The sequence below is a fragment of the Bacteroidota bacterium genome (genome assembly GCA_039821555.1).
Lineage (GTDB): Bacteria > Bacteroidota > Rhodothermia > Rhodothermales > Rubricoccaceae > JBCBEX01.
This window is the reverse complement of sequence record JBCBNX010000004.1, coordinates 47,168-70,105: the sequence shown is the minus strand read 5'-3', so window position 1 is coordinate 70,105 and position 22,938 is coordinate 47,168. Positions and strand designations below refer to the sequence as shown.

Genomic DNA, 22,938 nt, shown 5'->3' with positions numbered 1-22,938 from the left:
CGCTCCCCCATGCGCTACTTCCTTTCGTTCCTCTTGTCCGGGCTGCTCCTCGCAGCCGCTGCGCCGGCCTGGGCGCAGCAGGACCTCGTTGCCGATGCGGAGACCGCCTTCGAAGCCGAGGAGTTCGCCGAGGCGCAACGCCTCCTCCTGCGCGCCACCTCGCAGGACGACGCGCCTGCCGAGGCCTACTACCTCCTGTCGCGGGTCTACTACGAGACGCCCATGCGCGACCTCGGCGAGGCCAACACCGCCATCAACCGCGCGCGGAGCCTCGACCCGGACAACATCGACTACATGGCCGCCGAGCTCCAGCTCATGCGCGAGGACTCGTGGAACTTCCTCTCCGAGTTCGTCAACGCCCAGAAGCGGCTCAGCCTCGCCGAGAAGATCCTCCGCGCCGACTCGACCAACTCGATCGCCCACGAGGAACTCGGCACGCAGTACATCCGCGACTACTTCGTCTACCGCAATGCCCTCGCCCTGCCCAACCTCGAGTTTCAGCGCCTTGACCGCTCTGGAGGCGCCGAGCGCGACGAGGTCGTGGCTGCTGAAAACTCGCAGGCCGTCACGGCGGGCACCCCCGGCGACGGACCCACGGAGACCGAACTCGCCGCCTCGGACTTCAGCTTCAACAGCGCCGAGAGCCTCCTCCTCGACGACCGCTTCGACATCGAGACGCTGCAGCGCCAGGGCGCCGGCACCCTCGACCTGAGCGTCCGCGCCGAGCGCGCCTACGACCGCGCCATCGGCCACCTCAATGCGGCCCTCGACTACGACCCCCGGCGCTACTCGATCTACGAGCAGCTCATGAGCCTCTACGCGCTCGCCGACGACTACGAGACCGCGCTCGACGACCTGACGGAGATGTACGTCCAGTTTCCCGAGGACACTAAGATGTGGCTCTTCCTCGGCATGGCGAACCACCGCGTCCAGCGCTTCGACGCGGCGGCCCGCTGCTTCGACCGCGCCTTCGGTCTGATGAGCGACGACGAGGAAGCCGCGTTCGAAGACCTCACGCTCATCCTCCCACCCAGCGAGGTCGCAGCCTACCAGGCCGACCCCGACGCGTTCGCCCGGCGCTTCTGGACGAGCCAGAACCCACGCCTGCTCACGCCCTACAACGAGCGCAAGCTGGAGCACTACAGCCGCCTCACCTACGCTGACCTCCTCTACCGCTCCGACGACCTCGCGCTGCGTGGCTGGCAGACCGAGCGCGGCGAGCTGCACGTCCGCTACGGCGTCCCGCAGATGGACATCGTCGTCATCGGCGACTTCGCGGAGGCCCTCGGCAACTTCGGGCGCAACACGGCCGATCCGATCTGGCAGCAGAGCCTCCGCATGGCCGAACAGGCCAACCGCTTCAACATCTGGGACTATGGCGACTTTCGGTTCGTCTTCGAAGACCCGCTCCGCAACGGCGAGTTCACGCTCTACTCCCCTCCTGCTGATGTCTTCGGAGACGCAGGCGCCGGCTTCGTAGACCGCCTCGACTACGTCATCCAGGCGCGCGAGACGGTCCGCGAAACACCCGAGCGCTACGCCTACGAACCGCCCGGCCGTCAGGTCGAACTGCCGTTCCTCGTCAACAGCTTCCGCGGCGGCGACGGGCGCAGCGACGTCTACCTCCACTACGGCATCCCGCTCGCCGCGGCGCCGGACGCGAACGCCGACGTCGTCGATCTCACCATCCGCACAGGTGCCTTCCTCGTGGACGACACCTACGACGTGGTGCACGAGCGTCGCCGCACGCTCTACGGCCTCAAGACCACGCAGGTCCGCTCGTTCGAGGGCGTCACGCTCTGGGCCGACACGCAAGCCATGGAGGCTGACCCGGGTGAGCACGAGATCTCGATCGAGTTCGAGACGGCCGCAGGCGGCGCCTCGGCCGTGCAGCGCCGTCCGCTCAGCGTGCCCGACTACACCGGCTCCGACCTTGCCCTCTCCGACCTGCTGCTCGCCTTCCGCGTCGAGGAGACCGACCCGGGCATCCAGGCCCGCACCGGCGAGATCGTCCGCCGCGACCTCGTCATCGACCCGGCGCCGTGGGCGGTCTTCCGCACTGACCAGCCCATCTACCTCTACTTCGAGGTCTACAACCTCGCACAGGAGGGTGGCCAAGCTCGCTACGAAGTCGAAGCGGGGCTAGCTCCGAAAGACACGTCGCGGGGCATCGCGCGGCTTTTCAAGAGCATCTTCGGCGGGAGCGAGCAGGGCGTTGCCGTGCAGTTCCCCGTGTCGATCAACGACAGCGACGACGGGCAGTACGTCATCCTCGACGCGAGCGAGCAGGAGGCTGGGCTCTACACCCTCGCGCTGCGCGTGCGCGACACCGTCACCGGCGAAACGGTCGAGACCGACCGCGACCTGTTCCTGGAGTAGCGTCTGCTGAAGAGAGCCTCCGCTGGTCGCATTCAGCCCTCGCGCCGAGCCGCCTCGCCCACCGCAGCGTCCATCTCAGCGACGAGGTCCTTGAGCGACTGCTTGTAGGCGACGAGCCGGTCGTGCAGCGCCGCGTCCGTCGTAGCGAGAATCTGCACGGCCAGCAGCGCCGCGTTCTTCGCCTGCCCGATGGCGACCGTGGCGACCGGCACGCCGCCCGGCATCTGCACGATCGAGAGCAGCGAGTCCATGCCTTTCAGATGCCGCGTAGGCACCGGCACACCGATGACCGGCAGCGTCGTCTCGGCGGCGATCATGCCCGGCAGATGCGCCGCGCCGCCTGCGCCCGCGATGAGCACGCGCAGGCCGCGTCCGTAGGCCTCGCGCGCATACGTCGCCATCGCGTCCGGCGTACGGTGCGCCGACAAGACGCGGGCCTCGAATGGCACGTCGAAGTCAGCGAGGATGTCGGCGGCGGCTTCCATCGTGGGCCAGTCGGACTGGCTGCCCATCGCGATGCCAACGAGCGGAGAAGTGGACATGTGAGTAGAGTGTGGTGAGCGGGGCAGAAAGCTACGCGCCGCCGCCCCACCGATTGCCGGGACTGGGTGCAGCGCCCTACTTTCACAGCACGCGGTTGCGGGACCGCGCTCACAGGCTCCAACCCAGACCTCCACGCCGATGGCTGCTCGCATGCGCCCCCGGCTCGACGTGGTGCTCCCGCGCCCGCCCGCCGACGTCCTCGCCCAGCTCCGCTTCAACCTCGCCGACCCTCAGAGCGCCTGCCAGGGCCGCGTCGAAGGGCGACACCTGCAGCTCTTCATCCGCGAGGATCAGCGACACACGTGGTCGCCCTTTCTCGACGCCGACGTGACGAAGCACCCGGACGGTGCGCACGTCGCGGGCAAGATCGGCCCGCACCCGAGCGTGTGGACGTTCTTTGTGCTGTGCTATGCCGTGAGCGCGTTCGTGGCGTTCGCCGGGCTGATCGTTGGCAGCGTGCAGGTGTCGCTGGACATGGCAGCCTGGGGCTTCGCTGTCGTGCCGGTGTGCGCGCTGCTGGCGGTAGGCACCTACGCCCTCGCGCTGATCGGACAACGCATCGGCGCGGAGCAGGTCGACGAGATCGAGCAGTTCGTGGAGGCTGCGGCCACCGACGCGGCGTTCCTGACGTAGGCTCTGCAGAGACGCTACAGACGCAGCGCCGCGGCGGCCCGCTCGGCTCGCGCACGAACATCGGCGGCCTCGCTGCCGAGTACGGTGACGTGTCCCATCTTGCGCTTCGGGCGCACGGTGGCCTTGCTGTAGAGGTGGACCCCGCTGCCTTCGACCTGGAGCGCTTCGTCGAAGCCCTGGGCCGCTACGGACTCGCTTGCGCGGTGGCCGAGCACGTTCACGAGCGCCACGTGCGGCGTGCGCAGCGACGGATCGCCGAGAGGCAGGTCGAGCACGGCCCGCGCGTGGTTGGCGAACTGCGACGTGTGGCAGCCTTCGATGGTGTAGTGTCCGCTGTTGTGGGGCCGCGGCGCGAGTTCGTTGACGAGCACCCGTCCGCCCTCCGTCTCGAACAGTTCGACCGCCGTGATGCCGACGCCACCGACGGCTTCGACAGCCCGGAGCGCCACGCGGCGTGCTTCTGCAGCCACGTCGTCGGCAATCGGCGCGGGTGCGAGACAGGCATGGAGCCGATGGTCGCGCTGTTCGGTTTCCACCACGGGATAGACGACGGTGTCACCGCCTGGCCGCCGCGCTACGAGCACGGCGAGTTCGCGCACGAAGGGCACGAATGCTTCGAGCAGCAGGCCATCGTCGGCCGCGAGATCGGCCCAGGCCTGGTCGAGGTCGTCGGGCGTGCGGACGGTCGCGTTGCCGTAGCCGTCGTACGACCCTTCGAACCGTTTTGCCACAACGGGCAAGCCAAGCGTGTCGAGGGCAGCTCGTGCGTCGTCGAGTGTGGCGCAGCGGGCGAAGGCGGGGCCGGGCAGTCCCGCTTCGGCGAGCGTTGTGCGCTGGCGCCCTTTGTGGCGGATCGACTGGAGCGTGGCGGGGGCGGGCCAGACGGGCACGTCGGGGCATGCCGCGGCGAGCAGATTAGCCGGAGCCCACTCGCTCTCGACGGTCACCGCATCGCAGCCCTCGGCGAACGCGCGCAGGACCTCTGCATCGGTCCAGTCGCCCACCGTGACATCGGCGAACGGCGCGATGGACGCAGCGGACGCGGGGACAAGGAAGCGCACGTGCACGCCCATCGGGATCGCCGCGAGCGCGGTCATACGCCCCAGTTGGCCGCCGCCAAGAATGCCGAGGATGGGGAATGGTGTCATCTGGTAAGGGGAATAGGTGCCATTTTGACGTGCAAATTACCCACCTAGTGTTGGCCCATTCTTGTGCGGTAAGGAAGCCTTCTCGTTAGCTTCCAAACCATCCACACTCTCAATCTGCCCCTCTGCCATGCTTCGAACGTGCCTCAACTGTGCGGCGCTCCTGTGCGCACTCCCCCTCTCTACGGCTGCTCAGAACGCATACGTCATCGTGGACGAGGTGTACTACCCGGCCCAGGCAGGCTTCGTCGGGGAGGAGTTAGCGTACAACGGGATCCCTGCTGCATGCCCGTGGACCATCCCGCTTCAACTCGTCCAAGCAATCGATCAGGGCGGAGTCAGCGAATCGGACGGCTGTGAAGCTCTCGCCAACGTCGGGGAAATCAGAGGGAACGTCGCCTTCATGGAGCGCGGAACGTGCTCGTTCGCTGACAAGGCGAGCCATGCTGCAGCCGCGGGAGCTGTTGCCTTTATCGTCTACCAAGACGACCGGGTACCACCCGATGACGAGACGCTCGTAACCATGGGTGGGGCATGCGAGCCGGAAAGGTGCCCCGTAGCCGGGGCCTTCGTCTCACGAGCCACCGCTTTGGAGTTGATCGACCAGGGGTTGCCCGGTGTGCGGATGCTAGCCGACGACAACGTCCTGTGTAGTGGGTGCGACTACCCAGCAGCATGGATTGGAGAGCTTACGACCGAAACCGTTTCATTCAGTGTCTACAACGACGGGTATCTGGGGTCTAATCCACGGACGCGAGGATTTGCTGGGGATCCCATTGCCACCCCGATGGCACCCGAGCGAAATGGGGCCGCTTGTTCGCCACTCCCTTCGGGGTTTCGGTACAACTTCGTCGGTGGTCTGTGGCACGCGGAGGTACTCATCGCCCAGGGTGACCGGGTAGTCTCAGCGCCACCAGGCACCGAGAGCCAGATCACTCGCGCCTCCGGTGAGGTACTCACGCTCACGCCACCATTCGATGCGCCCTTCGATCAATTTGAACAGGGCGTCGAGGCTCCGTTCCTAAGCGCGCAAACCCTCAACCTTGACGCGACCATACGTGGATACGCCCGCACCTCCGACGATTTCGTCGCCGTGGAGATCGCCGTGTCGAACCCGACCGCGGCAATGACGGAGGAGATCTACGTTGGCGTTGGTGCCGCGCTTGACGCGTGGTTCAATGCTACCCTGGAGGCGGGACTGCTCTCTGGACTTGTCTCCAGAGGGGCTATGGGCATCTTGCTGCTGAACGAAAACGAGATCTCGGGCTGGACGCTCGATCTTGCCGAGAACTCTGAAGCTGAGCTTCTGGCTGCACTTTCCTCGCCCGGAGATGCTACCATTGAGTATGCCTACCGTACGGTCCTCGGCACCGGTCCCTACACGCTCGCTCCTGGGGAAACCGTGACGGTCCCGTTCGTCTTCGTCGCGGGCGACGACGCAACAGACCTGCTCGCTAATGCCGAGCTTGCACGCAGCCTCCTGGTGGTCGACGCGGAGACGAACACGCCCGATGACCTCTTCGCTCTCGACGCGGCCTTCCCCAACCCGTTCGCCTCGACAACAGCGCTGCGCTTCGCACTGCCGACCGCACAGCAGGCACGCCTAACCGTCTACGACATACTGGGTCGCGAAGTGCGGACCCTGACCGGCGGTGTGCAGCCAGCGGGCGTGCAGACCGTCACGCTGGACGGGACAGGACTGCCCAGCGGCTCGTATGTCGTGCGCCTCCATGCGGAGATCGGCAGCCTGACTCGTAGGGTGACCGTGTTGCGGTAAGCGCGACCGCGACTTGCCTCAGGCCGCGACGGGCACAGCAACGGGACTCATCACGCGGAGCGGGGTTGGGCGGAACGAGAACAGCGGCAGATGCGCCGGGAGGTTCTCAAACGTGAGCCGACGCAGGGCCGACGGGCGCATCCCGTTGTAGGCGTCGGCGGCGCGGTTGTAGGCGACCTCGGCATCGCGGACCCGCTCCGGCGTGGCGGCGAGCGTGTGGAGCAGCTTGGTGACCTCGGGCTGCTGCGCCATCGGGTAGACGCGGAGGTAGTCCGCGTACGCGCTCAGCGCGCGGCCGTACGCCTCGTCGGCCTTCGCGAGATCAACGACCAGTTCGGGGCACTCGGGGCGCAGGAAGGCGTCGAGGGCCGTCTGTGTGGCGAGCCCGCGGGCGTCCACGAAGGCCGTCATCACCGCGTCGTCGTGGGCGAGGTGGGCCTGGGTGGCACGCAGAAGCTTGAGGCCCAGGTTGTATCGACGGTCCAACTCCGCTTCGAGGCGGAGAAACGCGTTCAGCGCGGTGCGTCGCAAGGAAACCAGATAGGCCGCGAAGACGAGGGCACCGCCGACGGTCGCGGCGGTGGCGCAGAGGAGCAAGGTCATGAGCACGGAGGGGGTACGGCGGTCAGAACGAACGCCGTGCGTTCAAGCCTCGCTCCAAGCAAGAGCGGCGGGCTACAAACGAGGACGGTGTAATGTAGGGGTTCCTGGGCCTAGTGCCAAACACAAAAAACCTAGGGGAATGCCCCCCTACGACCCGGGCGCGTCTCGGTCCGCACGCAACACGGCGTCGAGATCCATCTCCGTCGCCACGAGCACGGCGCGCGCCTTCGAGCCCTCAAACGGGCCGACGATGCCTGCGTCCTCCAACTGGTCCACGAGCCGCGCGGCGCGGGTGTAGCCGACGGAGAGCTTGCGCTGGAGCAGGGACACCGAACCCTGCTGGCTGCGCACAATCACGCGGGCGGCGTCCTCGAAGAGATCGTCGCGGTCGGTCGCGCCGTCACGCTCTTGGAGCGTGGGGCCGCTCGTGTCTTCGGCCTCCATCGGCGGGAGGAAATACGGTCCCGCGCCCTCCTGCTCAGCGATGTGGCCTACGACCTCGCCGACCTCGTCCACGCTCACGAACGGGCCCTGGATGCGCGTCACGCGGCTGCCATTCATGTAGAGCATGTCGCCGTTGCCGACAAGCTGCTGCGCGCCGCCCCGGTCGAGGATCGTCCGGCTGTCGATGCGGCTGGCGACCTGGAAGGCGGCACGGCTGGGAAAGTTAGCCTTGATGAGGCCCGTGATCACGTCCACGCTCGGCCGCTGCGTGGCGATGACGAGGTGAATGCCAACGGCGCGCGCCATCTGCGCTAGCCGCGCGATCGGCGGTTCGACTTCCTTGCCGCTCGTCATCATGAGGTCGGCCAACTCGTCGATCACGACGACGATGTAGGGCAGGTGCCGGTGGCCCGTCTCCTTCTCCAGCAGCCCGGAGGCGACCTTCTTGTTGTAGTCCTGGATACCACGCACACCCGCGTCGGCGAGGAGATCATAGCGCTGCTCCATCTCGCGCTCGCAGCTACGCAGCACCGAGGCCGCCTTCAGGAAGTCGGTGATGATCGGCTCCTCGGCGTCCTCCGGCATCGCGATGAAGTGGTCCAGGAGGTCGGCGTAGGTGTTGAGCTCGATCTTCTTCGGGTCGACGAGGACGAACTTGAGGTCGGCGGGGTGGCAGGCGTAGAGCAGCCCGACGATGAGCGTGTTGATGCCGACCGACTTGCCCGAGCCGGTCGCGCCCGCCACGAGGAGGTGCGGCATCTTCGCAAGGTCCTGCAGAAACACCTCGCCCTCGATGGTTTTGCCGAGCGCGACGGGCAGCGCCATCGAGCCCTGGGCGCCCTGCACGTTTTTTTGGGCAGCGTCGCGGAAGCGAGCCGTGGCGAGCATCGAGCGCAGGCGTACCATCTCGCGGTGGCGGTTCGGGATCTCGACGCCGACGGCACTCTTGCCCGGGATCGGGGCGATGATGCGGATGCCGGGCGCGGCCATCGCCATCGCGAGGTCGTCCTCCAGCGAGGTGATCTTGCTGATCTTGATGCCTGGCGCGGGCGTGAGCTCATACCGCGTGACCGTCGGCCCGACGACCGCCTCGATGCTGACGATCTCGATCCGGTACGTCTCCAGCTTATCGAGCAGCACGCGCTTGTTCTCCTCGATCTCCGCCATGTCGACGCTCTGGCGCGGGTCGTGCGCTTCGAGCAGTTCAATCGAGGGGAAGTCGTAGGGCAAGTCGGCGGCGCTGACCGTCACGATCCGCGCGTCGAGGTCGGCGGTCGCCTCCTCCACCGGGCCGCGGACGTGCACCTCGGGCTCGGCGGCGTCGGATGCAGCGGGCTGTTGTATAGCAGGCGTTGACGAGGAGGGAGACGCGGCGCTGGACGTCGGCGTTGGGGCCCGCGACGGCGTTGGGGCGGGGGGCATGTCGAGCGCAGACGGCGGCGGCAGGTCGGGGCGTGCCGGCTTCGTCGAGGGCCGGACGGGGCCGGTCATCTGCTTCGCGCGCTCGGCGGCGGCGGCCTGCTTGGCAGCCTCAGAAGCGCGCTTCTCCTGCGCCTTGGCCTCCTTCACCTTGGCCTTGCGCTCGGCGTCGCGGGTCTTGCGGCGCTCCTCGCGGACGGCGGCCCGCTCGGCCTTGCGCGTGCGCTGCCCGCTGCGGAAGCCCGACCACCACGTCACGAGACGTTGGCGCAGCGCGCCGAATCCGTCCTCGACGCGGTCGAGCGTGCGCTGGATGTCGCGGTCGACGAGCAGCAGCACCGTCACGAGCGCGGCCACGACGAGCAGGATGATCGAGCCGACGCGGCCGACAACCTGCTGCATCCAACCCGCGACGCCTTGGCCGACGTCCCCGCTCCAACGGGCGAGGTCGGCGTCCGTCTGGAGGTCCACCCAGCCGATCAGGCAGGCCACGATGACCGTCGCTACGAGGCTGAGCACGCTCACGAGCGGCAGGAACAGGGCCTTCTTCTGACGGAAGAACACATAGCCCCACGCGAACACGACGCCCGTGAGCGCGAGCGTCGGATAGCCGAGGAAGTTGGGGACGAGCGCGTAGGCGAGCGCGGCCCCGACGAGGCCGAGCGCGTTGGCCGCGCGGCTCGTGCGCGGGTCGAAGGCGTCGCGCCAGGAGAAGTCGCGCGCGAGTAGGTCGTCGCTCGGCGTATAGGTAAGGAGCGCGAGCGCGACGAGCACAGCAACCGTCATCAGGATGAGCCCGAGGATCTCCTGCTTGCGGTGGCTTGGCACGCCGGACGGGGCGGCCTTCTTGGAGGCGGTCTTCTTGGTGGAGCGACGCTTGGTCGTGCTCACGGCGGCGGCGGCGCTGGTGGGCGGGGCGGTGCGTCGAAGATACGCGGACCGCGCGCCGAGAACGGGGCTCCCTACAGCACGTAGTCGAACGCGGCCAGCCCGCCGAAGCAGAACGAGGCCCCGACGAGCACGATGGCGAGCGCACTCAGCAGAAGCCCGCCCGCGAGTTGCTTGCGCTCAGTGAACAGCAGAGCAACACCACCAATCAGCAGCAGGCCGCTATGCACCGCGCCATACCCCAGCAGCACGATGCCATACACGAAGGGGTAGTACGGATCTGGAGTGTTCCCGTCCGTTGCTACGACATAGGTAAACGCGACCATGACATAGGTAAACGCGACCATGTTCACTACGAGCAGGGTAGCGACGATGCGGCCGAGCGCAGGACGGCGCCGTCGCATAGTCTACACCGTGTTGAACACCCATATGCCGCCGAAGCAAAAGGAAGAGCCGATCACCAGCACCGCGAGCGCGCTGAGGAGTAGTCCCAGCCCTACCTCTCGGTAGCGCCGAACGAACACGAGCACCAGTCCGCCTAGCAGCGCGGTCGCGGCGTGCACGGCCACGATCGCAAGGTTAAAAATCACGAACGCGCCCTCGGCGCTGTACTCATCCAGGGACGCGTAGCCTAGCGCAACCACGTTCAGGCCTACGAGCACGAGCAGGTTGATTCCCACCACGCGACCGATGCTAGGCGTGGACGTGTTCTCCGCAGCGTCGTAGGGTTCCATGGGCCAGGTCGGTCAGTGCATCGGGCCGAGTGAGAACGTGTTGAGGCAGTACGTCGTGCCGATGGTGAGCACCAGCAGCCCGCTGAGCAGCAACGCCAGCCCCGTGCGCCTGTACGCCTCGATGAACAGCAGCACCAGCCCAGCGAGTCCAGCAATGCCAGCATGGAATACCGCGAGGACGAAGACCATGAACGAGGCGTCCGAGGTGGATCCGGGACTGGCATGGAACAGCATGCTCAGCGCACCGAAGCCGAGCAGGTTGTAGCCCACGACTCGGCCGAAGCTTGGGCCCGACGATGGCGACGTATCCGGAAGCGGGTCGGTCATGCAATCCCTGCCGCAGCAAGTTCGGGGATGCGCGCCTCCATCGCGGCGTCGCGGTAGAAAAGGTTCATCGTCTCGAACGGGATGATGCGGCCGTCGGGGTGGACGATGTGCACGCACGACTTCTTGACGGCGCGCACGTCGAAGTCATACGCGTCCATGAAACGCATCAGGATGATGCGGAAGAGGTTATCGTATGACAGCTCGGGAGCCTGCACGGGCGGGAGGCAGCAGAGGAGGCTGTGGAGGTCGCCCGCCGCCGCTTCGGGGCCGCAGCCGGTGCTGAAGAGGCGCAGCAGGTGGTCCTTGAGGATCGGGTCGCGCTCGTAGACGATGGTGTTGCGGCTCTCGTCGAGCAGCGCATCGGGGTCCACGAAGCGCGTCAGCGGCAGCACCTCACGTTCGCCATCGGGCCCATCAATCTTGAGCGCGTAGGCCATCGCGAGCGAGTCGGGGTTGCAGGGGACCGGAATGAGGTCATTCGGCTGGAAGAGCGGGTGCTGGTCCAAAATGGCCTGGCGTACCTCCGTGAGCGTGAGGCGGTCAGTGGCCGGGTCGAAGCCCTCAGTGCGGCCCGCGACTTGGGTAGGCTGGAACGTGACGCCGCGCACGCAGCGCTGCTTCAGCGCGAAATCCAGCAGCGTCCCGATCTCGTCGTCGTTGACGCCCTTCGCGAGCGTGACCACGAGCGTGGTCGAGAGGTTGAGCGCGTTGAGCCGGTCGAGCGCGCGCAGGCGGATGTCGGTGAGGTCGACCCCGCGCAGCCGCCGGAGCGCGTCGGGGCGGAGGCTGTCGAACTGGAGGTAGACCTCGAAGCCCGGTGCGTAGGTCGCCAGCCGCTCGGCAAAGCCTTCGTCGCGCGCGATGCGGATCCCGTTGGTGTTGAGCATCAGGTGCTGGATCGGCCGCGCCTTCGCCGCATCCATGATGGCGAAAAAGTCGGGGTGGACGGTCGGCTCGCCGCCGGAGAGCTGCACCACGTCGGGCTCGCGCTCGCTGCGCACGAGCACATCCAGTATCGCCTCGATCTCGTCGAGCGTCCGGTGCCGCCCGTGCGTCGGCGAGGACGAGGCGTAGCACGTTGGACACGTGAGGTTGCAGCGGTCGGTCACCTCGATGAGCGCCAGGCACGAGTGCTGCTCGTGGTCGGTGCAGAGCCCGCAGTCGTACGGGCAGCCGCGCTCGACGCGCGTGCCGAAGCGGTGCGGCATCTCACTCGGCTTCATGTAGTTGCGCACGCGGCGGTAGTACGCCTCGTCGGTGGCCACGAGCACCTTTTGCCGCCCGTGCTCGGGGCAGCGCTTGAGGAAGTACACGTTGCCGTTCTCGAACACGACCTTCGCCTCGACACGCCGCAGACACTCGGGGCAGAGGCTGATGGTATAGTCGTAGTAGGTGTAGTTCCGAACAGGCATGGGGGCGGGAGCAGTCAGAAGGAAGCAGTGGACATAGTAGTCCGTCGGCGGCGTATCGCCAACCACCCGTAGTAGATCAGCCCACCGAGGCACCCGAGTTGGATCGCCGTGAGCAGGCCGAGGAGGGGTTTTCCAGGCTGCAGAAACCCGATCCCGAGCCGCCACACGAGGTAGGCAACCATGAACGCCTGGAAGCGGAGCCCCTCACCGAACGGCCGCCGTCGCTCGCGCAGCACCAGGCCGAGCGCAATCAGCCCGAGCACGAGGATCTCGTAGAGCGCTGTCGGGTGACGCGGGATGCCGTCGCCGAGGTCGAGGCCCCACGGCAACGACGTAGGGGCGCCATAGGTCGGCTCGTAGACGCCCGTGAGCAAGCACCCGACACGCCCGATCGCAATGGCGAGGATGAGTGGATACGTGAACAGGTCGCCCGACGAGCGCGTCACGCCGAGCCCTTTCTTCGTGGCCTCCACGCCGATGAGGCCGCCCAGCAAGCCGCCGACGATGGTCTTGCTCTGGAAGACGAGCAACCACCACCGCGCGTCGTCAAACACGGCCGGGTGCTGGAGCGCGCCGAGCACGCGCGAGCCGAGCAGCGCTCCCGCAGCGGCTCCGACGAGAATCCAGACGCGGTGCTCGTCGGAGATCGGGTCCTGCTGGCGACCGCGCAACGCGACGTAGAGCCGGTAGCCAAGGAAAAAGGCCGCGACCTCGAAGAACAGGTGCGCCGGGAGCGCGAACGGCCCGAGCCGGAATACGACGGGGAAGTCGAACAGGAGCATCATGCGGCAAGAAACCACCGCACGGGCTCAGCGCGCACACGTACCGTGGGCCTCTCCCCTACTCAACGCCACGGTCTCGACCCCGGCGTACCGTAGCAGCGAGGTTCAGAGGTTGACGCTCAGGCTGAGGAAGTGCGCGAGGCTGTTGCCGAAGGGTTCGAGTTGCGCGGCATAGTCGAAGCGCGCGTCGAGCTCGCCGATCTGCTGGCGCAGCGCAAAGCCCAGGCTCGGCGTGGACTCTCCGAACTCGCCTGCGCCGAGGCGGTCGTAGCCCGCGCGGACGCCGAAGGGCTCGGCGATCCAGTACTCCCCGCCCAGCCGCACCTGCGCCGCCGAGAGCGAGAGCGACGTGTCGGCGGCGCGCTCGACCGGCGTGCCGCCGTCGAAGATGACCTCCGTGGAGCGAGCCTCTACGGTGCGGGCCCGCACCTCGACCTCGGCGGTCACCACGCCGCGACCCGCCATGAGTTGGTAGGCGCCGCCCAGGCGAAGCCGCACGGGGAAGCGGTCTGTGGTGCTCGTGCCGCCCGAAAACGCGTCCGAGGTGTCCCAGGCATAGCGGGCGAGCAGGTCGTCCACCGCGACGCCGAGTGCGAGCGCCTCGGTGACCTTCGCTGTCAGGCCCACCGAGAGCCCGAGCGAGTTGGCCGGAGTCACGTCATCGAACAAGTCAGCCCGGTAGAGCCGCAGGCCGAGCCCACCCGAGATACGCTCGTTGAACTTGATCCCGAAGGCGAGGAAGAACGCGAACTCCTCCGTCGAAAGCGTCTGGGTGGGGTTGCCGGACCCGTCGCGCCCGTCGATGCCGGAGACGCCGCCGCGGATGATGCCCGCCGCGATGCCCGCGCGCGGCCGCAGCGGCGAGGCGAACTGGATCGACTGCAGTTGCCGGTCCATCGTGAGGATCCCAGCAGAGAGTTCGAGATTCTGCCCGGGCATCGTCGGAGCGAGGGCGGGGTTGTGGTAGGGGCTTGCTCCGCCGAACACGTCCGCTGTCAGCGCGCCGCCCATGCCGAGCGACCGGGCGCCGAGGGCGTAGCGAGCGAACGCGCCCGCGTCCTGGGCCTGCAACCCGGGAGCCGCCCCGAGGAGTAGGACGACCATCGCCGCTGTGAGAGAGCGAAGCATAGTGCGTGGTGCGTGGTGCGTGATGGTGCTCATTCCAGAACCAGGATCTTGCCGTCAAACGTCTGGCTGCCTGCCTCGATGACGTAGAAATAGACGCCGTTGGCGAGGCGCGTGCCGTTGTCGGCCGTGCCGTCCCAGAGCGTTTCGGTGGGGCCTCCGGCGGTGCTGTCGGTCAGTTCACGGACGAGGTTCATGCCGAAGTCGAAGACACGGATCGTGACCTCGGCGGGGCCGCTGAGGTCGTAGCGGATCCGGATGACGCCGTCGGCGAGGGGCGAGAACGGGTTAGGGTAGGCGTAGGCCTCGACCGCATCCCCGTCGGCGTCCGTATCAACGGCGGGGTTGGCACGAAACGCCGTCCAGGTGGCGCCCCCGTCGGTGCTGCGCAGCAGGCCCTCGCCTGTGCCGACCCACACGGCGTCGGAGGTGGTCGCCACGGCAAAGATGGCAACCTCGGGGCCGAGCGGGATCGTACGGCTCGGGTCGGCGGCGCTGGGGAAGCCCCGCACGACGCGCCAGGAGTCGCCGCCGTCCTCCGAGATGTGGAGGCCGTTGCGCACAGCGGCGTAGATCACGCCCGTGCCCTGCATCGGGTCACCGCTGAAGGCGACATCGAAGATGCGCGTGTCGAGGCCTGTGCCCAGCGTGAGCTTCGGCTCAAACGCGACCGTGCCGTCTTCGTTGACCGTGGCTCTGGTGAGCCCGTTGCGCATCGCGTTGCCCTCCACAGGCCAACCCACTACCCACACCGGATTGCGCGGGTTCTCGGGCGATCCGATGGGGAAGGCCGCGTCGCCAATGGGCTGTTCCTCGACCGAGATCACGAAGTCGCCGGTGAGGGCGCGGGCGCTGCCGTCGAAGGGATAGCGCGTCCAGGCGCGCCCCGACGAACCGTCGGTGCAGGTGAGCACGTCGGCGTCGGAGGAACGGCTGACGCCTGCCGCCGTCCCGGCCCAGACGTCGCCGGCCTCGTCGACGAGCACGCTGAAGGCGACGAACCCGTTCTGCTGCTCGCCCTGGATGGGGGCATAGAAGAAGTTGTACGGCACGCACGGGTTGAGGAACCGCGTGGTATCGGGCGGAAGGACGACCGGCTCGAACCGGCGCGCGTAGCCGTCGGCGGTGTTTTCGAGGCGGCGCAGCCCGCTGGCCCAGCCCGCCACCCACACGTCGCCGTTGGGCGCGAGGGCGATGTCGAAGGGCGGGCTCTGCTGCGGAACGATCACCGGGAGCGCAGGGATCGCCGAGACGCCGTAGCGCACGGTGTCCTCGTCGGCCTGGTCGAGGTAGTCGCCGCGGTCGAAGGCGCGCCAGGACGTGCCGCCGTCCGTCGAAAAGGCGAACCCGCCGAGCGTCTGCGGCTCGCCGGCCGCGCTCTCGTCGATGAAGCCGATGCCGACCCAGACGGTGTCGCCGCGCGCGTCGAGCGAGAACACGATCGGGTCGGCCGCGCCTGCTGGCAAGAACGCGGTGTCCTCGATGAGCGTGACGGTCCCGTCGGGCGACCGCACGGTGACCTCGGGACCGAAGAGCAGCGAGTCGCCTCGCGTGATCAGGTTGCTGATGCCGTTGCGGCTGCCTGGGGCGAGGCCCTCGATCTGGCTGCCGAGCACCTGCACGGGCTGGGCGAGCAGACCGGGCGCGCTCAGGAGCAGCAGCGCGCACGTGAGCAGCAACGGGTAGAGCGTGCGCATGGAATGACTGGTGCGCATCGGACGAAGAATGCTCATTCGAAGGTGACGATGAACTCGACGGGGGCGCTCTCGTCGCCCGCGCGGTCCGTGGCGAAGAAGGTGAAGACCTCCGGTCCCGGCTCGACCTCGGGGATGTCGAACCCGACCGTGTAGAAGCCTTCGCGCTGGGCGGTGAGGTTGAAGAGTTGGCCCGAGCCGGCGCCGACTTGCACCTTGAGGAGGTCGTTTGGCCCGTCGGGGTCGCTCGCCATGACCTCGAAGCGTAGGATGCCCGGAGGCGTGAACGTCATGGGCCCGACGACCTCGTCCACCGACGGTGGGAGGTTCTCGCGCTCCACGACGACGGTGCTGCGGGCCTCGCTCGTACCGCCGTCGGGCCCGATCGCCACGGCGAGCACCGAGACGATGCCAGCCTGGTCACGCGGGAGGGTCACCTCGATGGTGCCCTCAACGCGCCCGGCGCCCCCCGGTGTGACCACGGTCTCACCGGCCGGATCGAAGCTGGCGAAGGGCTGCGCGATGAAGCGCACCTCGGACGCGGCACCTTCCAGGTTCACGGAGGCCGTGAGCGTGAAGGTGGCGGTCTGGCTCGTCCCCGCCACGTCCTCGAACTGGACGTTCTCCGGCGTCACGGTGAGGCCGCTCACACGCGGCGGCGTGGCCTGATCGACGGGGGAGGTACCCGGTGTCGTGTCGCACCCGGCGATCCCAACGAGGAGGACCGCCGCAAAGACGACGCTGATAAAGGAACGCATGGCGAGCAAGGAGAGAGTGCGGCGTGCTGGCTAAACCGCAAAGCGCGGTCAGGGGCGAAAGCGCCGCGAAAGTACGTGCTCGTAGCGAACGGTGCAGAGGCGTCGAATCGGGTTCGGTGTGAAGACAGGTCAACCTACGGGCGGAGGCTACCGTCCGCAACCGCCATACCCGCCGGGACCGGAAAGTGCCCCGCTGGCCGCGTCACGACGACAGCGCCGCCTGCCGCTTCGTGAGCTGGCTCGCCGCGAACTCCAACTGCTCCATCGCCGTGAGGCCGAACGGGTTGGCCTCGCCGAACGGCGCGAAGTAGTCGGCGACGATGCCGAGCGCAGTGTCGAAGTGTTCCTCGATGGTCTCCTCGAACACGGCGCGGGTGTTGGGGCTCCGCTGGAACGCGGCACGGAGCAGGTCGAGGCCGAAGGCGATGTGCCGCGCCTCGTCGCGCTGGATGTGCCGGATGCCCTTCACGAGGCCCGGCAGGATCTCGTTCGCCTCGAAGCTGCGGTAGAAGCCGTGGTAGCCCGACTCGGCGAGCATGCCCTCGATGACGACGTGGTAGGTCGTGATGGCGCGAACGAGCGCCTCGTCGCTCTCGTCGGTGAGGACGGCGTCGAGATTGGCGGGCAGCACCTCGTCGAAGAGCCGCGTGGCATTGTTGCTGGTGTAAGGTGCCAGGTCAGGGTTGCCCGCCACCTCGGTGAGCCACCGGCTGAAGAACTCGGCGTGCTTGGCCTCCTCCCAGATCTGGCTGGCGAGGAAGTAGCACGCGGTCTCGTACTCCGGGCGTCGGCGCAGCCGCACGAGCAGCGGCGCGAGGTCGGCCGCGACGGCCTCCTCCCCGCCTAGGAATAAGGCCACCGCGCCGAGTACCCCGTGCCGCTCCGTCTCGTCGAGCCGCGCCCAGTCGGCCTGGTCCTGCGCGAGGTCGAAGTGCTGCGGGTCCCAGGCGAGCTTTTTGGCCTTCTGGTAGCGCGTCCAGTGCTTGTCGCGGGCGCGGTCGAGGACAAAGTCGGGGGCTTGCATCGCAGGCAGGGTTGGGAGAATAGAAACGCTGTCGGATGGTAGCATGCGACTCGTCTCAGCGCAAGCACGCGGCGGACGAGTCAGGTACGCTGCCGGCTACGCGAGGCACCGGCCGATACGGACGAGCCAGGCTCCTCATCGACCTCGTCGAGGTCAAGACGAGCCGCGGACGTGGGATGCTCCTCGGACGTAGCGTGGGCCTCGTCCTGCCCCTGCAGCGCGGCGCGGGCCGCCTCCAAATCGTGGGCCTGCGTGTGCTTCGTCACGATGCCGTCCAGCCGCTCCATGAGTTGGTCAGACCGATTGGCTTCCTTGTCGATGAAGTTGCGGTACCAGCCTCGTGTGAGGGCGAACGCGAGCACACTCGCGAGCACGGAAACCGTCGCGCCAATGATGGCCCCGCTCATCGGCATGTTTTGCGTGCCGAGCAGCAAGAAGAAGGGCGCCATGACGCCTCCGAGGACGAGCCACGCCGCCGTCCCGCTAGCCGGTGTCGTCCATGAGCGTCGCAGGGTGAGGTGCACCTCGCCGTCGACTTCCTCGGCCTGAAACTCGCCGAAATTCTTGCTATGGTGGGAGTCCGAGCGCCACTCGTGCAACGCCCCTAGCGTGCTTGGCGTGCCCGCGGTGTCGAACGTACGGCGCAGCTCCAGCACCAACTTCTGCCACAGCGCCTCGTCCAGGTGGCCTGGGATGACGCGTTGCCTGCGCAAGCTCGTCGGCTTGCCGATCATGCGGTCGGTGAAGCCGGGCTCCGTCTCCGGCTCGACGCGCTCCGCATCCCGGATGGCCCCGGCCACGTGCTCGGGGTCGATGCCCGCCGCTGCCGCTGCACGTTCGAGGTCGGTGAGGGAAAGCCCGTTCGCTCGCGCTTCGGCGCTGAGGTCGGCGCGGTGCTGGCGCTCGGCGGCACGCTTGAGGATAGCGCGGGCGTCCCGTTCGGTGAAGCGTTCGCGATGGGGCATAGGGGTCGGAACCTTGTGTGGGCAAGAGCGGCGATGGTGCGTACGCGAGTGGCGTGTAGCGTAGGCAACGTACCCGCAGCACGCATCAGGTGCCCGTTTGGGAGCGGCTCTGCCTCGATACTTCCGTGGAGCGTTCGAGCCTATCCTCGACCTCGCCCAGCGACAGCACCGGCGCGTTCGCCTGGCCGAAGGAACGACCGTCCTCCGACGGTAAAGCGGTGAGGTCCTTGCCGTGATCCTCCACGATGCCGTCGAGTCGTTCCATGAGCCCCGTGAAGCGCTCGGTCTGCGCGCGCGTCCAGCGTGGGTAGAACACTCGTGTCGCGACTGCCGCTAGCACACTCACGGCCATGAGGGCCCCGACGAGCGGCATGATCTTGTCGGCTTTGTCGCCGAGCACGCCGATCAGGAGCAGGAACAGGCTAAACCCCGTGAAGAACGCCGCACTTGCGGCCGGTCCACTCGCTTTTGCCACCCACGAGCGGCGCAGTGTCAGGTGCACCACTCCGTCGACCTCCTCCGCCTGGAAGGTCGCCTGGTCCTGAACGTTGGGATTGGAGCGCCACTCCCGAATCGCCCCGAGTTGGTCGGGAATGCCGGGCGTGTCGAAGGTCTGCCGCAGTTCCACGACGAGCTTCTGCCAGAGCGCGTCGTCGAGGTGGCCGGGGGTGGTCCGTTCGAGGTGGATGCGCGTCGGCGCGCCTGCGGCGCGTTCGAGCAGCGTCGGGGCGGCGGTGGGCTCAGCTCCACGCTCGACCTCCAGCGCGGCCGCCCGCACGTGCTCGGGGTCGATGCCAGCCGCAGCGGCTACGTGCTCCAGTTCGTTCTTCGACAACCCCGACGCCCGCTCCTCGGCGCTCAAGTCGGCGCGGTGCTGGCGCTCAGCGGCACGCTTGAGGATGGCCTGCACCTCGGCCTCGGAGTAGCGCTCGCGGTCGGGCATCGCTCAGCCCTCGGTCTTCGCGGGAGGAGCGAGGGCGACCGGCCTCACGCCGGACAGCCCGGCGGGCTTGGCTACCCCACCAGGCTTGGTCACGCCGACCGACCGCGTGGCGGCGTTCGTAGCCGGCGTCGCTTTCTTCTCGCGCCAGATCGGGACGGACGAGCATGGCTCGCCGTACATCAGCTTCTTGGCCACCCCTTGCAGTTTCTGCGTCGCCACGAGGTAGGCGTGCGTCGGGACGATGGTGCCCCCACAGCCCTTGATGACGACCGGCTTGCCCGCGTAGGCGCTCCAGTCCTCCGCTTCGAGCGCACGGACGAAGTGATCGCGGACGAGGTCCTGCTCACTGCCGAAGGCGACGGAACGCGCGATACCGTCGAGCTTGGAGGCGACGAGCATGTAGGCCCACGTCGGAATGATGGCGTCGGTGGAGCAGGACACCGCGACGTGCTGGCCGTCGTGCTGCGGCCAGCCGTAGTCCTTCATCGCCTGGCGGAAGTCGCGCTCGCGGAGAACAAGCCCGCGCACGAGGTACGGCGCGAGGTCGAACGACACCACGGGCGCGCCGTCCCACAGTGCGGCGAGGTCGTAGACGGCGATGTCGCTCTGCGCGACGCGGTTGACGAGGTCCATGTCGAAAGTCGTAGATCGGAGGGCTTTAGTCCTCAGAACGAGGCCAGAAACACGCCGTTCCGGCTACAGCGCGGCGCGGAGGCCGAGGAGAAACGTGCGCGGCAGGCCTGGGCGCAAGCCCGCTGGACGCCGTGAGGCGACGTAGAGCGCGTCGGTGAGGTTGCGGACCGTCGCATAGGCCGACAGGCGCGCACCACCGGGGGTGAAGGGCAGCGCCGCCTCCCCGGTGAGGTCGATCACGAGCCGCGCGTCCACCCGCTCTTCTTCGGGGATCGTCCCCTGCCCGGCCCGGTCGCGCGTCTCGGCATGCCAGTTGGCACGTACGTCGAGGCGGACTGCCTCCGTGGCGATGCCCGCGCCGAAGGTGAGCACGTGCGGGACCACATAGGGCAGGCGGTCGCCCTCGCGCACGACGCCCCACGGCAGGAAGCTGCTGCGGAAGTCGGACTGGAAGCGCGCGTCGGTGAAGGTGTAAGCGAGCCGCAGCGGCAGCCGCAGCGTTCCAGATCGGTCGAAGGCCAGCGGGTCGAGGTCGACCGACGCCTCGGCGCCGACCACGCGGGCCGCACCGCCGTTGAAGAGGTCGCCCGTGCCGCTCCCGCCCGAGGAGGCCGTGTCGCTGCCGAGGAGGTTGTCGTACCACGTCCCGAAGCCAACTACCTGCGCCGAGAACGCCGCACCGCGCTGGATGCGCGTCCCGAGTTCGGTGACGATGCTCTCCTCCGCCTCGACGCCCGGCGCGCTCGACGGCGGCGCGAAGCCACGGTGGAGACCACCGAAGACGGTGACACCCCGGAGCGCCTCAACCTGCACGCCGAGGCCCGGGATCAGAGCAGTTACGGTGTTGGACCGCGTCGCGGGTGTGCCCTGCCGGTCGGGGTCGGCGGCGCCGAAGTCTTCGCGCTCCAACCCGACGAGTTCGAGCCGCAGCCCGGGCGTGAGCGTGAGCGGCCCGCGTTCGAGCGCGACCTCCGCGAAGGCCGCTAGTGCTCGTGCCCGATCGATCCGGTTGCCTGCGTCGCCCGGCACGCCCGGCGCCGTGAGGACGAGCGAGGCATTCTCCGCCCCCTCGTAGCTGAAGCCGTTGGCCGTCTGCAGCCGGTCCCCGTTGTCCCGGTGGAGCCGCAGCCCAAGCGTCGCGTCTATGTCGAAGCCGGCGACGCGACCCGGACGCACGCCGAGGACGATGTCGAGGCCGACGGTCCAGAAGTCGCGCGCGTTGTCGTTGACGACGAGGAGGCCGTTCGACAGGGCGCCCGTCGCCGTGCCGCGGGCGATGGCGAGTTCGTCGGCGAAAGAGACCGGGTCGGCGAGAATCGCATTGACGGGAATCAACTCGTCCGTGTCGTTGACGTTGTCCTGGTCGGTGTCGAGGTCGTCGCCTTGCCCGTCGGAGACGCGGTCGAGGCGCGTCCAGACGCGCGAGAAGCGGGTCGTGTAGAGCGTGGCCTTGACGTCAAAGCGCTCGCCGAAGAGGCCGACGTAGCGGAGGTAGCCAAGCGCGTAATCGCTGTCGAACTGATCCCGGCCCGTCGACGCGTAGCGGGCGAACGGAGCTGCGTCGAAGTCGTCGGGCGTGAGGCCGAGGTAGGTCGTGTTGGAGAGTTGGTTGTCGTAGGTCCCTTTGAGTTCGAGCGCGTGGAACACGTCGGGCGCGGGCGCGATGCTCAGCCGTGCCTTGCCGTGGAGACTCCACAGGTCGTAGCCCGTCTCGTCAGACACGCCCACGGGCGACGCCCCCGAGAAGTCCTCGATGCGCTTGAAGCCGTCCACGCCGTCGGCGAAGACCTCGCCGAGCACGCCGAGCCGGAACGGCCCAAGTTGAAGGTCCCCCGCCCCCGCGCGCGCGTGGAGCGTCCGCGCCGCATCGGTGCCGCCACGCACGTCGAGACGCAGCGCCCGCGTCGCCGGAATCGATGCCGAGACGAGGTTGATGGCCCCGCCGGTCGTGTACGGCCCATAGGCGACCTGCGCCGAGCCCTTGCGCACCTCGATGCCGTCGAGGCGGCCTGTCGCGGGGAAATAGTAGGCCGCGGGCGAGGCGTAGGGCGCGGGGGCGATCAGCACGCCGTCCTCCATGAGCGTCACCCCGCGCGAGCGGTCCGCGACGGTGCCCCGGATGCCGATGTTGGGCCGCAAGCCATAGCCGTCTTCTTCCTGCACGGTCACGCCCGGCACGTCGGCGAGGAGACGATGCACGTCGGTGTCGCCATAGCGCCGCAGCGCCTCGGGGCCTAGCACCGTGACCGACCCCGGCACGTCCAGCACGCCGCGCACGCCCCCCGCCAGGCTGCCGGCTGCCTCGACGGTCACCTCGCCCAGCGCTTCCACCGACGCCTCCAACGCCACGTCGAGCCGTACCGTCGCTCCTTCGGAAACCTCGACAGAGCGTTCCGTTGCGGCGTAGCCCGTCGCCGAGAACACGAGCGTCACGGTGCCCACGCGGACTTCCAGCTTGTAACGCCCGTCGCGGTCTGCCGCGGTCCCCTGGCTCGTCTTGTCCAGCACAACCGTGGCACCCGGCAGCGGCGACCCTGTCGCTGCGTCAGTCACGACGCCCTCGACGGACTGAGCGCGAACCATCTCGGAGGTGACGCCGAGGCTACACAGCGCGGCGAGGAGAACGAAGAGGCGAAGCATGGTGGTGGGGAATGGCAATAAGACGAGTAGCGCCACAAGACGAGCGGCGCTACGACCCGACGCCAGCGCC

At 68.0% G+C, this 22,938-nt stretch carries 20 protein-coding genes; 3 read left to right on the top strand and 17 right to left on the bottom strand.

Translation table 11 applies throughout. The features are described from left to right. Positions 1–9: 9 nt before the first annotated feature. The gene (locus AAFU51_06330; protein ID MEO1570868.1) at positions 10–2,379 is read left to right on the top strand and encodes a GWxTD domain-containing protein; all 2,370 of its coding nucleotides are present in this window, start codon (positions 10–12) and stop codon (positions 2,377–2,379) included. 32 nt (positions 2,380–2,411) lie between these two features. Here AAFU51_06330 and purE read toward each other — a convergent pair whose 3' ends face one another. After that, entirely contained in the window at positions 2,412–2,921 is a 510-nt protein-coding gene (purE, locus tag AAFU51_06325) for a 5-(carboxyamino)imidazole ribonucleotide mutase (GenBank protein ID MEO1570867.1), read from the bottom strand. Between the two features lie 139 nt (positions 2,922–3,060). Here purE and AAFU51_06320 point away from each other — a divergent pair, with 139 nt between their 5' ends. Then, the gene (locus AAFU51_06320) at positions 3,061–3,555 is read left to right on the top strand and encodes a hypothetical protein (GenBank protein MEO1570866.1); all 495 of its coding nucleotides are present in this window, start codon (positions 3,061–3,063) and stop codon (positions 3,553–3,555) included. Between the two features lie 14 nt (positions 3,556–3,569). Here AAFU51_06320 and AAFU51_06315 read toward each other — a convergent pair whose 3' ends face one another. After that, complete coding sequence (locus tag AAFU51_06315) at positions 3,570–4,703, bottom strand: 5-(carboxyamino)imidazole ribonucleotide synthase (GenBank protein MEO1570865.1); 1,134 nt, start codon at positions 4,701–4,703, stop codon at positions 3,570–3,572. 784 nt (positions 4,704–5,487) lie between these two features. Between AAFU51_06315 and AAFU51_06310 the strand changes: the two genes are divergently transcribed. Next, positions 5,488–6,477 (top strand): T9SS type A sorting domain-containing protein, encoded by a 990-nt coding sequence (locus AAFU51_06310; GenBank protein ID MEO1570864.1) that lies wholly within the window; start codon positions 5,488–5,490, stop codon positions 6,475–6,477. An 18-nt stretch (positions 6,478–6,495) separates the two neighbouring features. Here AAFU51_06310 and AAFU51_06305 read toward each other — a convergent pair whose 3' ends face one another. From AAFU51_06305 to AAFU51_06235, 15 genes are all read right to left on the bottom strand, one after another. Then, positions 6,496–7,080 (bottom strand): LemA family protein, encoded by a 585-nt coding sequence (locus AAFU51_06305; protein MEO1570863.1) that lies wholly within the window; start codon positions 7,078–7,080, stop codon positions 6,496–6,498. Between the two features lie 147 nt (positions 7,081–7,227). Beyond that, positions 7,228–9,834 carry a DNA translocase FtsK 4TM domain-containing protein gene (locus tag AAFU51_06300; protein ID MEO1570862.1) on the bottom strand — a complete coding sequence of 869 codons (2,607 nt, stop codon included), beginning with the start codon at positions 9,832–9,834 and terminating at the stop codon, positions 7,228–7,230. A gap of 71 nt (positions 9,835–9,905) precedes the next feature. Further along, positions 9,906–10,235 carry a hypothetical protein gene (locus AAFU51_06295; protein MEO1570861.1) on the bottom strand — a complete coding sequence of 110 codons (330 nt, stop codon included), beginning with the start codon at positions 10,233–10,235 and terminating at the stop codon, positions 9,906–9,908. A gap of 3 nt (positions 10,236–10,238) precedes the next feature. Then, entirely contained in the window at positions 10,239–10,565 is a 327-nt protein-coding gene (locus tag AAFU51_06290; GenBank protein MEO1570860.1) for a hypothetical protein, read from the bottom strand. A gap of 12 nt (positions 10,566–10,577) precedes the next feature. Next, positions 10,578–10,892, bottom strand: coding sequence for a hypothetical protein (locus AAFU51_06285; GenBank protein ID MEO1570859.1), 315 nt, complete (start codon positions 10,890–10,892; stop codon positions 10,578–10,580). Next, positions 10,889–12,304 carry a radical SAM protein gene (locus AAFU51_06280; GenBank protein MEO1570858.1) on the bottom strand — a complete coding sequence of 472 codons (1,416 nt, stop codon included), beginning with the start codon at positions 12,302–12,304 and terminating at the stop codon, positions 10,889–10,891. Before AAFU51_06280 ends, AAFU51_06285 begins: the two co-directional genes overlap by 4 nt. Positions 12,305–12,318: 14 nt before the next feature. Then, positions 12,319–13,089 carry a prolipoprotein diacylglyceryl transferase family protein gene (locus tag AAFU51_06275; protein ID MEO1570857.1) on the bottom strand — a complete coding sequence of 257 codons (771 nt, stop codon included), beginning with the start codon at positions 13,087–13,089 and terminating at the stop codon, positions 12,319–12,321. Positions 13,090–13,191: 102 nt separating this feature from the next. Further along, on the bottom strand, positions 13,192–14,214 hold the full coding sequence (locus tag AAFU51_06270) for a PorV/PorQ family protein (GenBank protein MEO1570856.1): 1,023 nt from the start codon (positions 14,212–14,214) through the stop codon (positions 13,192–13,194). Between the two features lie 29 nt (positions 14,215–14,243). Next, entirely contained in the window at positions 14,244–15,908 is a 1,665-nt protein-coding gene (locus AAFU51_06265; GenBank protein MEO1570855.1) for a FlgD immunoglobulin-like domain containing protein, read from the bottom strand. Positions 15,909–15,940: 32 nt separating this feature from the next. Then, complete coding sequence (locus tag AAFU51_06260) at positions 15,941–16,663, bottom strand: hypothetical protein (GenBank protein MEO1570854.1); 723 nt, start codon at positions 16,661–16,663, stop codon at positions 15,941–15,943. 202 nt (positions 16,664–16,865) lie between these two features. Further along, a complete protein-coding gene (locus AAFU51_06255) occupies positions 16,866–17,687 on the bottom strand; it encodes a ribonucleotide-diphosphate reductase subunit beta (protein MEO1570853.1) in 822 nt (273 codons plus the stop codon). Between the two features lie 80 nt (positions 17,688–17,767). Then, positions 17,768–18,652 (bottom strand): hypothetical protein, encoded by an 885-nt coding sequence (locus AAFU51_06250; protein MEO1570852.1) that lies wholly within the window; start codon positions 18,650–18,652, stop codon positions 17,768–17,770. Positions 18,653–18,737: 85 nt separating this feature from the next. Next, complete coding sequence (locus AAFU51_06245; GenBank protein MEO1570851.1) at positions 18,738–19,595, bottom strand: hypothetical protein; 858 nt, start codon at positions 19,593–19,595, stop codon at positions 18,738–18,740. A 3-nt stretch (positions 19,596–19,598) separates the two neighbouring features. Then, complete coding sequence (locus AAFU51_06240; protein ID MEO1570850.1) at positions 19,599–20,228, bottom strand: DUF2480 family protein; 630 nt, start codon at positions 20,226–20,228, stop codon at positions 19,599–19,601. Between the two features lie 63 nt (positions 20,229–20,291). Continuing rightward, positions 20,292–22,868 carry a carboxypeptidase-like regulatory domain-containing protein gene (locus AAFU51_06235; GenBank protein MEO1570849.1) on the bottom strand — a complete coding sequence of 859 codons (2,577 nt, stop codon included), beginning with the start codon at positions 22,866–22,868 and terminating at the stop codon, positions 20,292–20,294. Positions 22,869–22,938 lie beyond the last annotated feature (70 nt).

Bases quoted from the DNA above. Each gene is read 5' to 3' on its own strand.
- AAFU51_06320 (MEO1570866.1), top strand. From the start codon at position 3,061: ATGGCTGCTCGCATGCGCCCCCGGCTCGACGTGGTGCTCCCGCGCCCG.
- AAFU51_06330 (MEO1570868.1), top strand. From the start codon at position 10: ATGCGCTACTTCCTTTCGTTCCTCTTGTCCGGGCTGCTCCTCGCAGCC.
- AAFU51_06315 (MEO1570865.1), bottom strand. From the start codon at position 4,703: ATGACACCATTCCCCATCCTCGGCATTCTTGGCGGCGGCCAACTGGGG.
- AAFU51_06295 (MEO1570861.1), bottom strand. From the start codon at position 10,235: ATGCGACGGCGCCGTCCTGCGCTCGGCCGCATCGTCGCTACCCTGCTC.
- AAFU51_06235 (MEO1570849.1), bottom strand. From the start codon at position 22,868: ATGCTTCGCCTCTTCGTTCTCCTCGCCGCGCTGTGTAGCCTCGGCGTC.
- AAFU51_06260 (MEO1570854.1), bottom strand. From the start codon at position 16,663: ATGCGTTCCTTTATCAGCGTCGTCTTTGCGGCGGTCCTCCTCGTTGGG.
- AAFU51_06310 (MEO1570864.1), top strand. From the start codon at position 5,488: ATGGCACCCGAGCGAAATGGGGCCGCTTGTTCGCCACTCCCTTCGGGG.
- AAFU51_06285 (MEO1570859.1), bottom strand. From the start codon at position 10,892: ATGACCGACCCGCTTCCGGATACGTCGCCATCGTCGGGCCCAAGCTTC.
- AAFU51_06270 (MEO1570856.1), bottom strand. From the start codon at position 14,214: ATGCTTCGCTCTCTCACAGCGGCGATGGTCGTCCTACTCCTCGGGGCG.
- purE (MEO1570867.1), bottom strand. From the start codon at position 2,921: ATGTCCACTTCTCCGCTCGTTGGCATCGCGATGGGCAGCCAGTCCGAC.
- AAFU51_06250 (MEO1570852.1), bottom strand. From the start codon at position 18,652: ATGCCCCATCGCGAACGCTTCACCGAACGGGACGCCCGCGCTATCCTC.
- AAFU51_06255 (MEO1570853.1), bottom strand. From the start codon at position 17,687: ATGCAAGCCCCCGACTTTGTCCTCGACCGCGCCCGCGACAAGCACTGG.
- AAFU51_06240 (MEO1570850.1), bottom strand. From the start codon at position 20,228: ATGGACCTCGTCAACCGCGTCGCGCAGAGCGACATCGCCGTCTACGAC.
- AAFU51_06305 (MEO1570863.1), bottom strand. From the start codon at position 7,080: ATGACCTTGCTCCTCTGCGCCACCGCCGCGACCGTCGGCGGTGCCCTC.
- AAFU51_06265 (MEO1570855.1), bottom strand. From the start codon at position 15,908: ATGCGCACGCTCTACCCGTTGCTGCTCACGTGCGCGCTGCTGCTCCTG.
- AAFU51_06280 (MEO1570858.1), bottom strand. From the start codon at position 12,304: ATGCCTGTTCGGAACTACACCTACTACGACTATACCATCAGCCTCTGC.
- AAFU51_06275 (MEO1570857.1), bottom strand. From the start codon at position 13,089: ATGATGCTCCTGTTCGACTTCCCCGTCGTATTCCGGCTCGGGCCGTTC.
- AAFU51_06245 (MEO1570851.1), bottom strand. From the start codon at position 19,595: ATGCCCGACCGCGAGCGCTACTCCGAGGCCGAGGTGCAGGCCATCCTC.
- AAFU51_06290 (MEO1570860.1), bottom strand. From the start codon at position 10,565: ATGGAACCCTACGACGCTGCGGAGAACACGTCCACGCCTAGCATCGGT.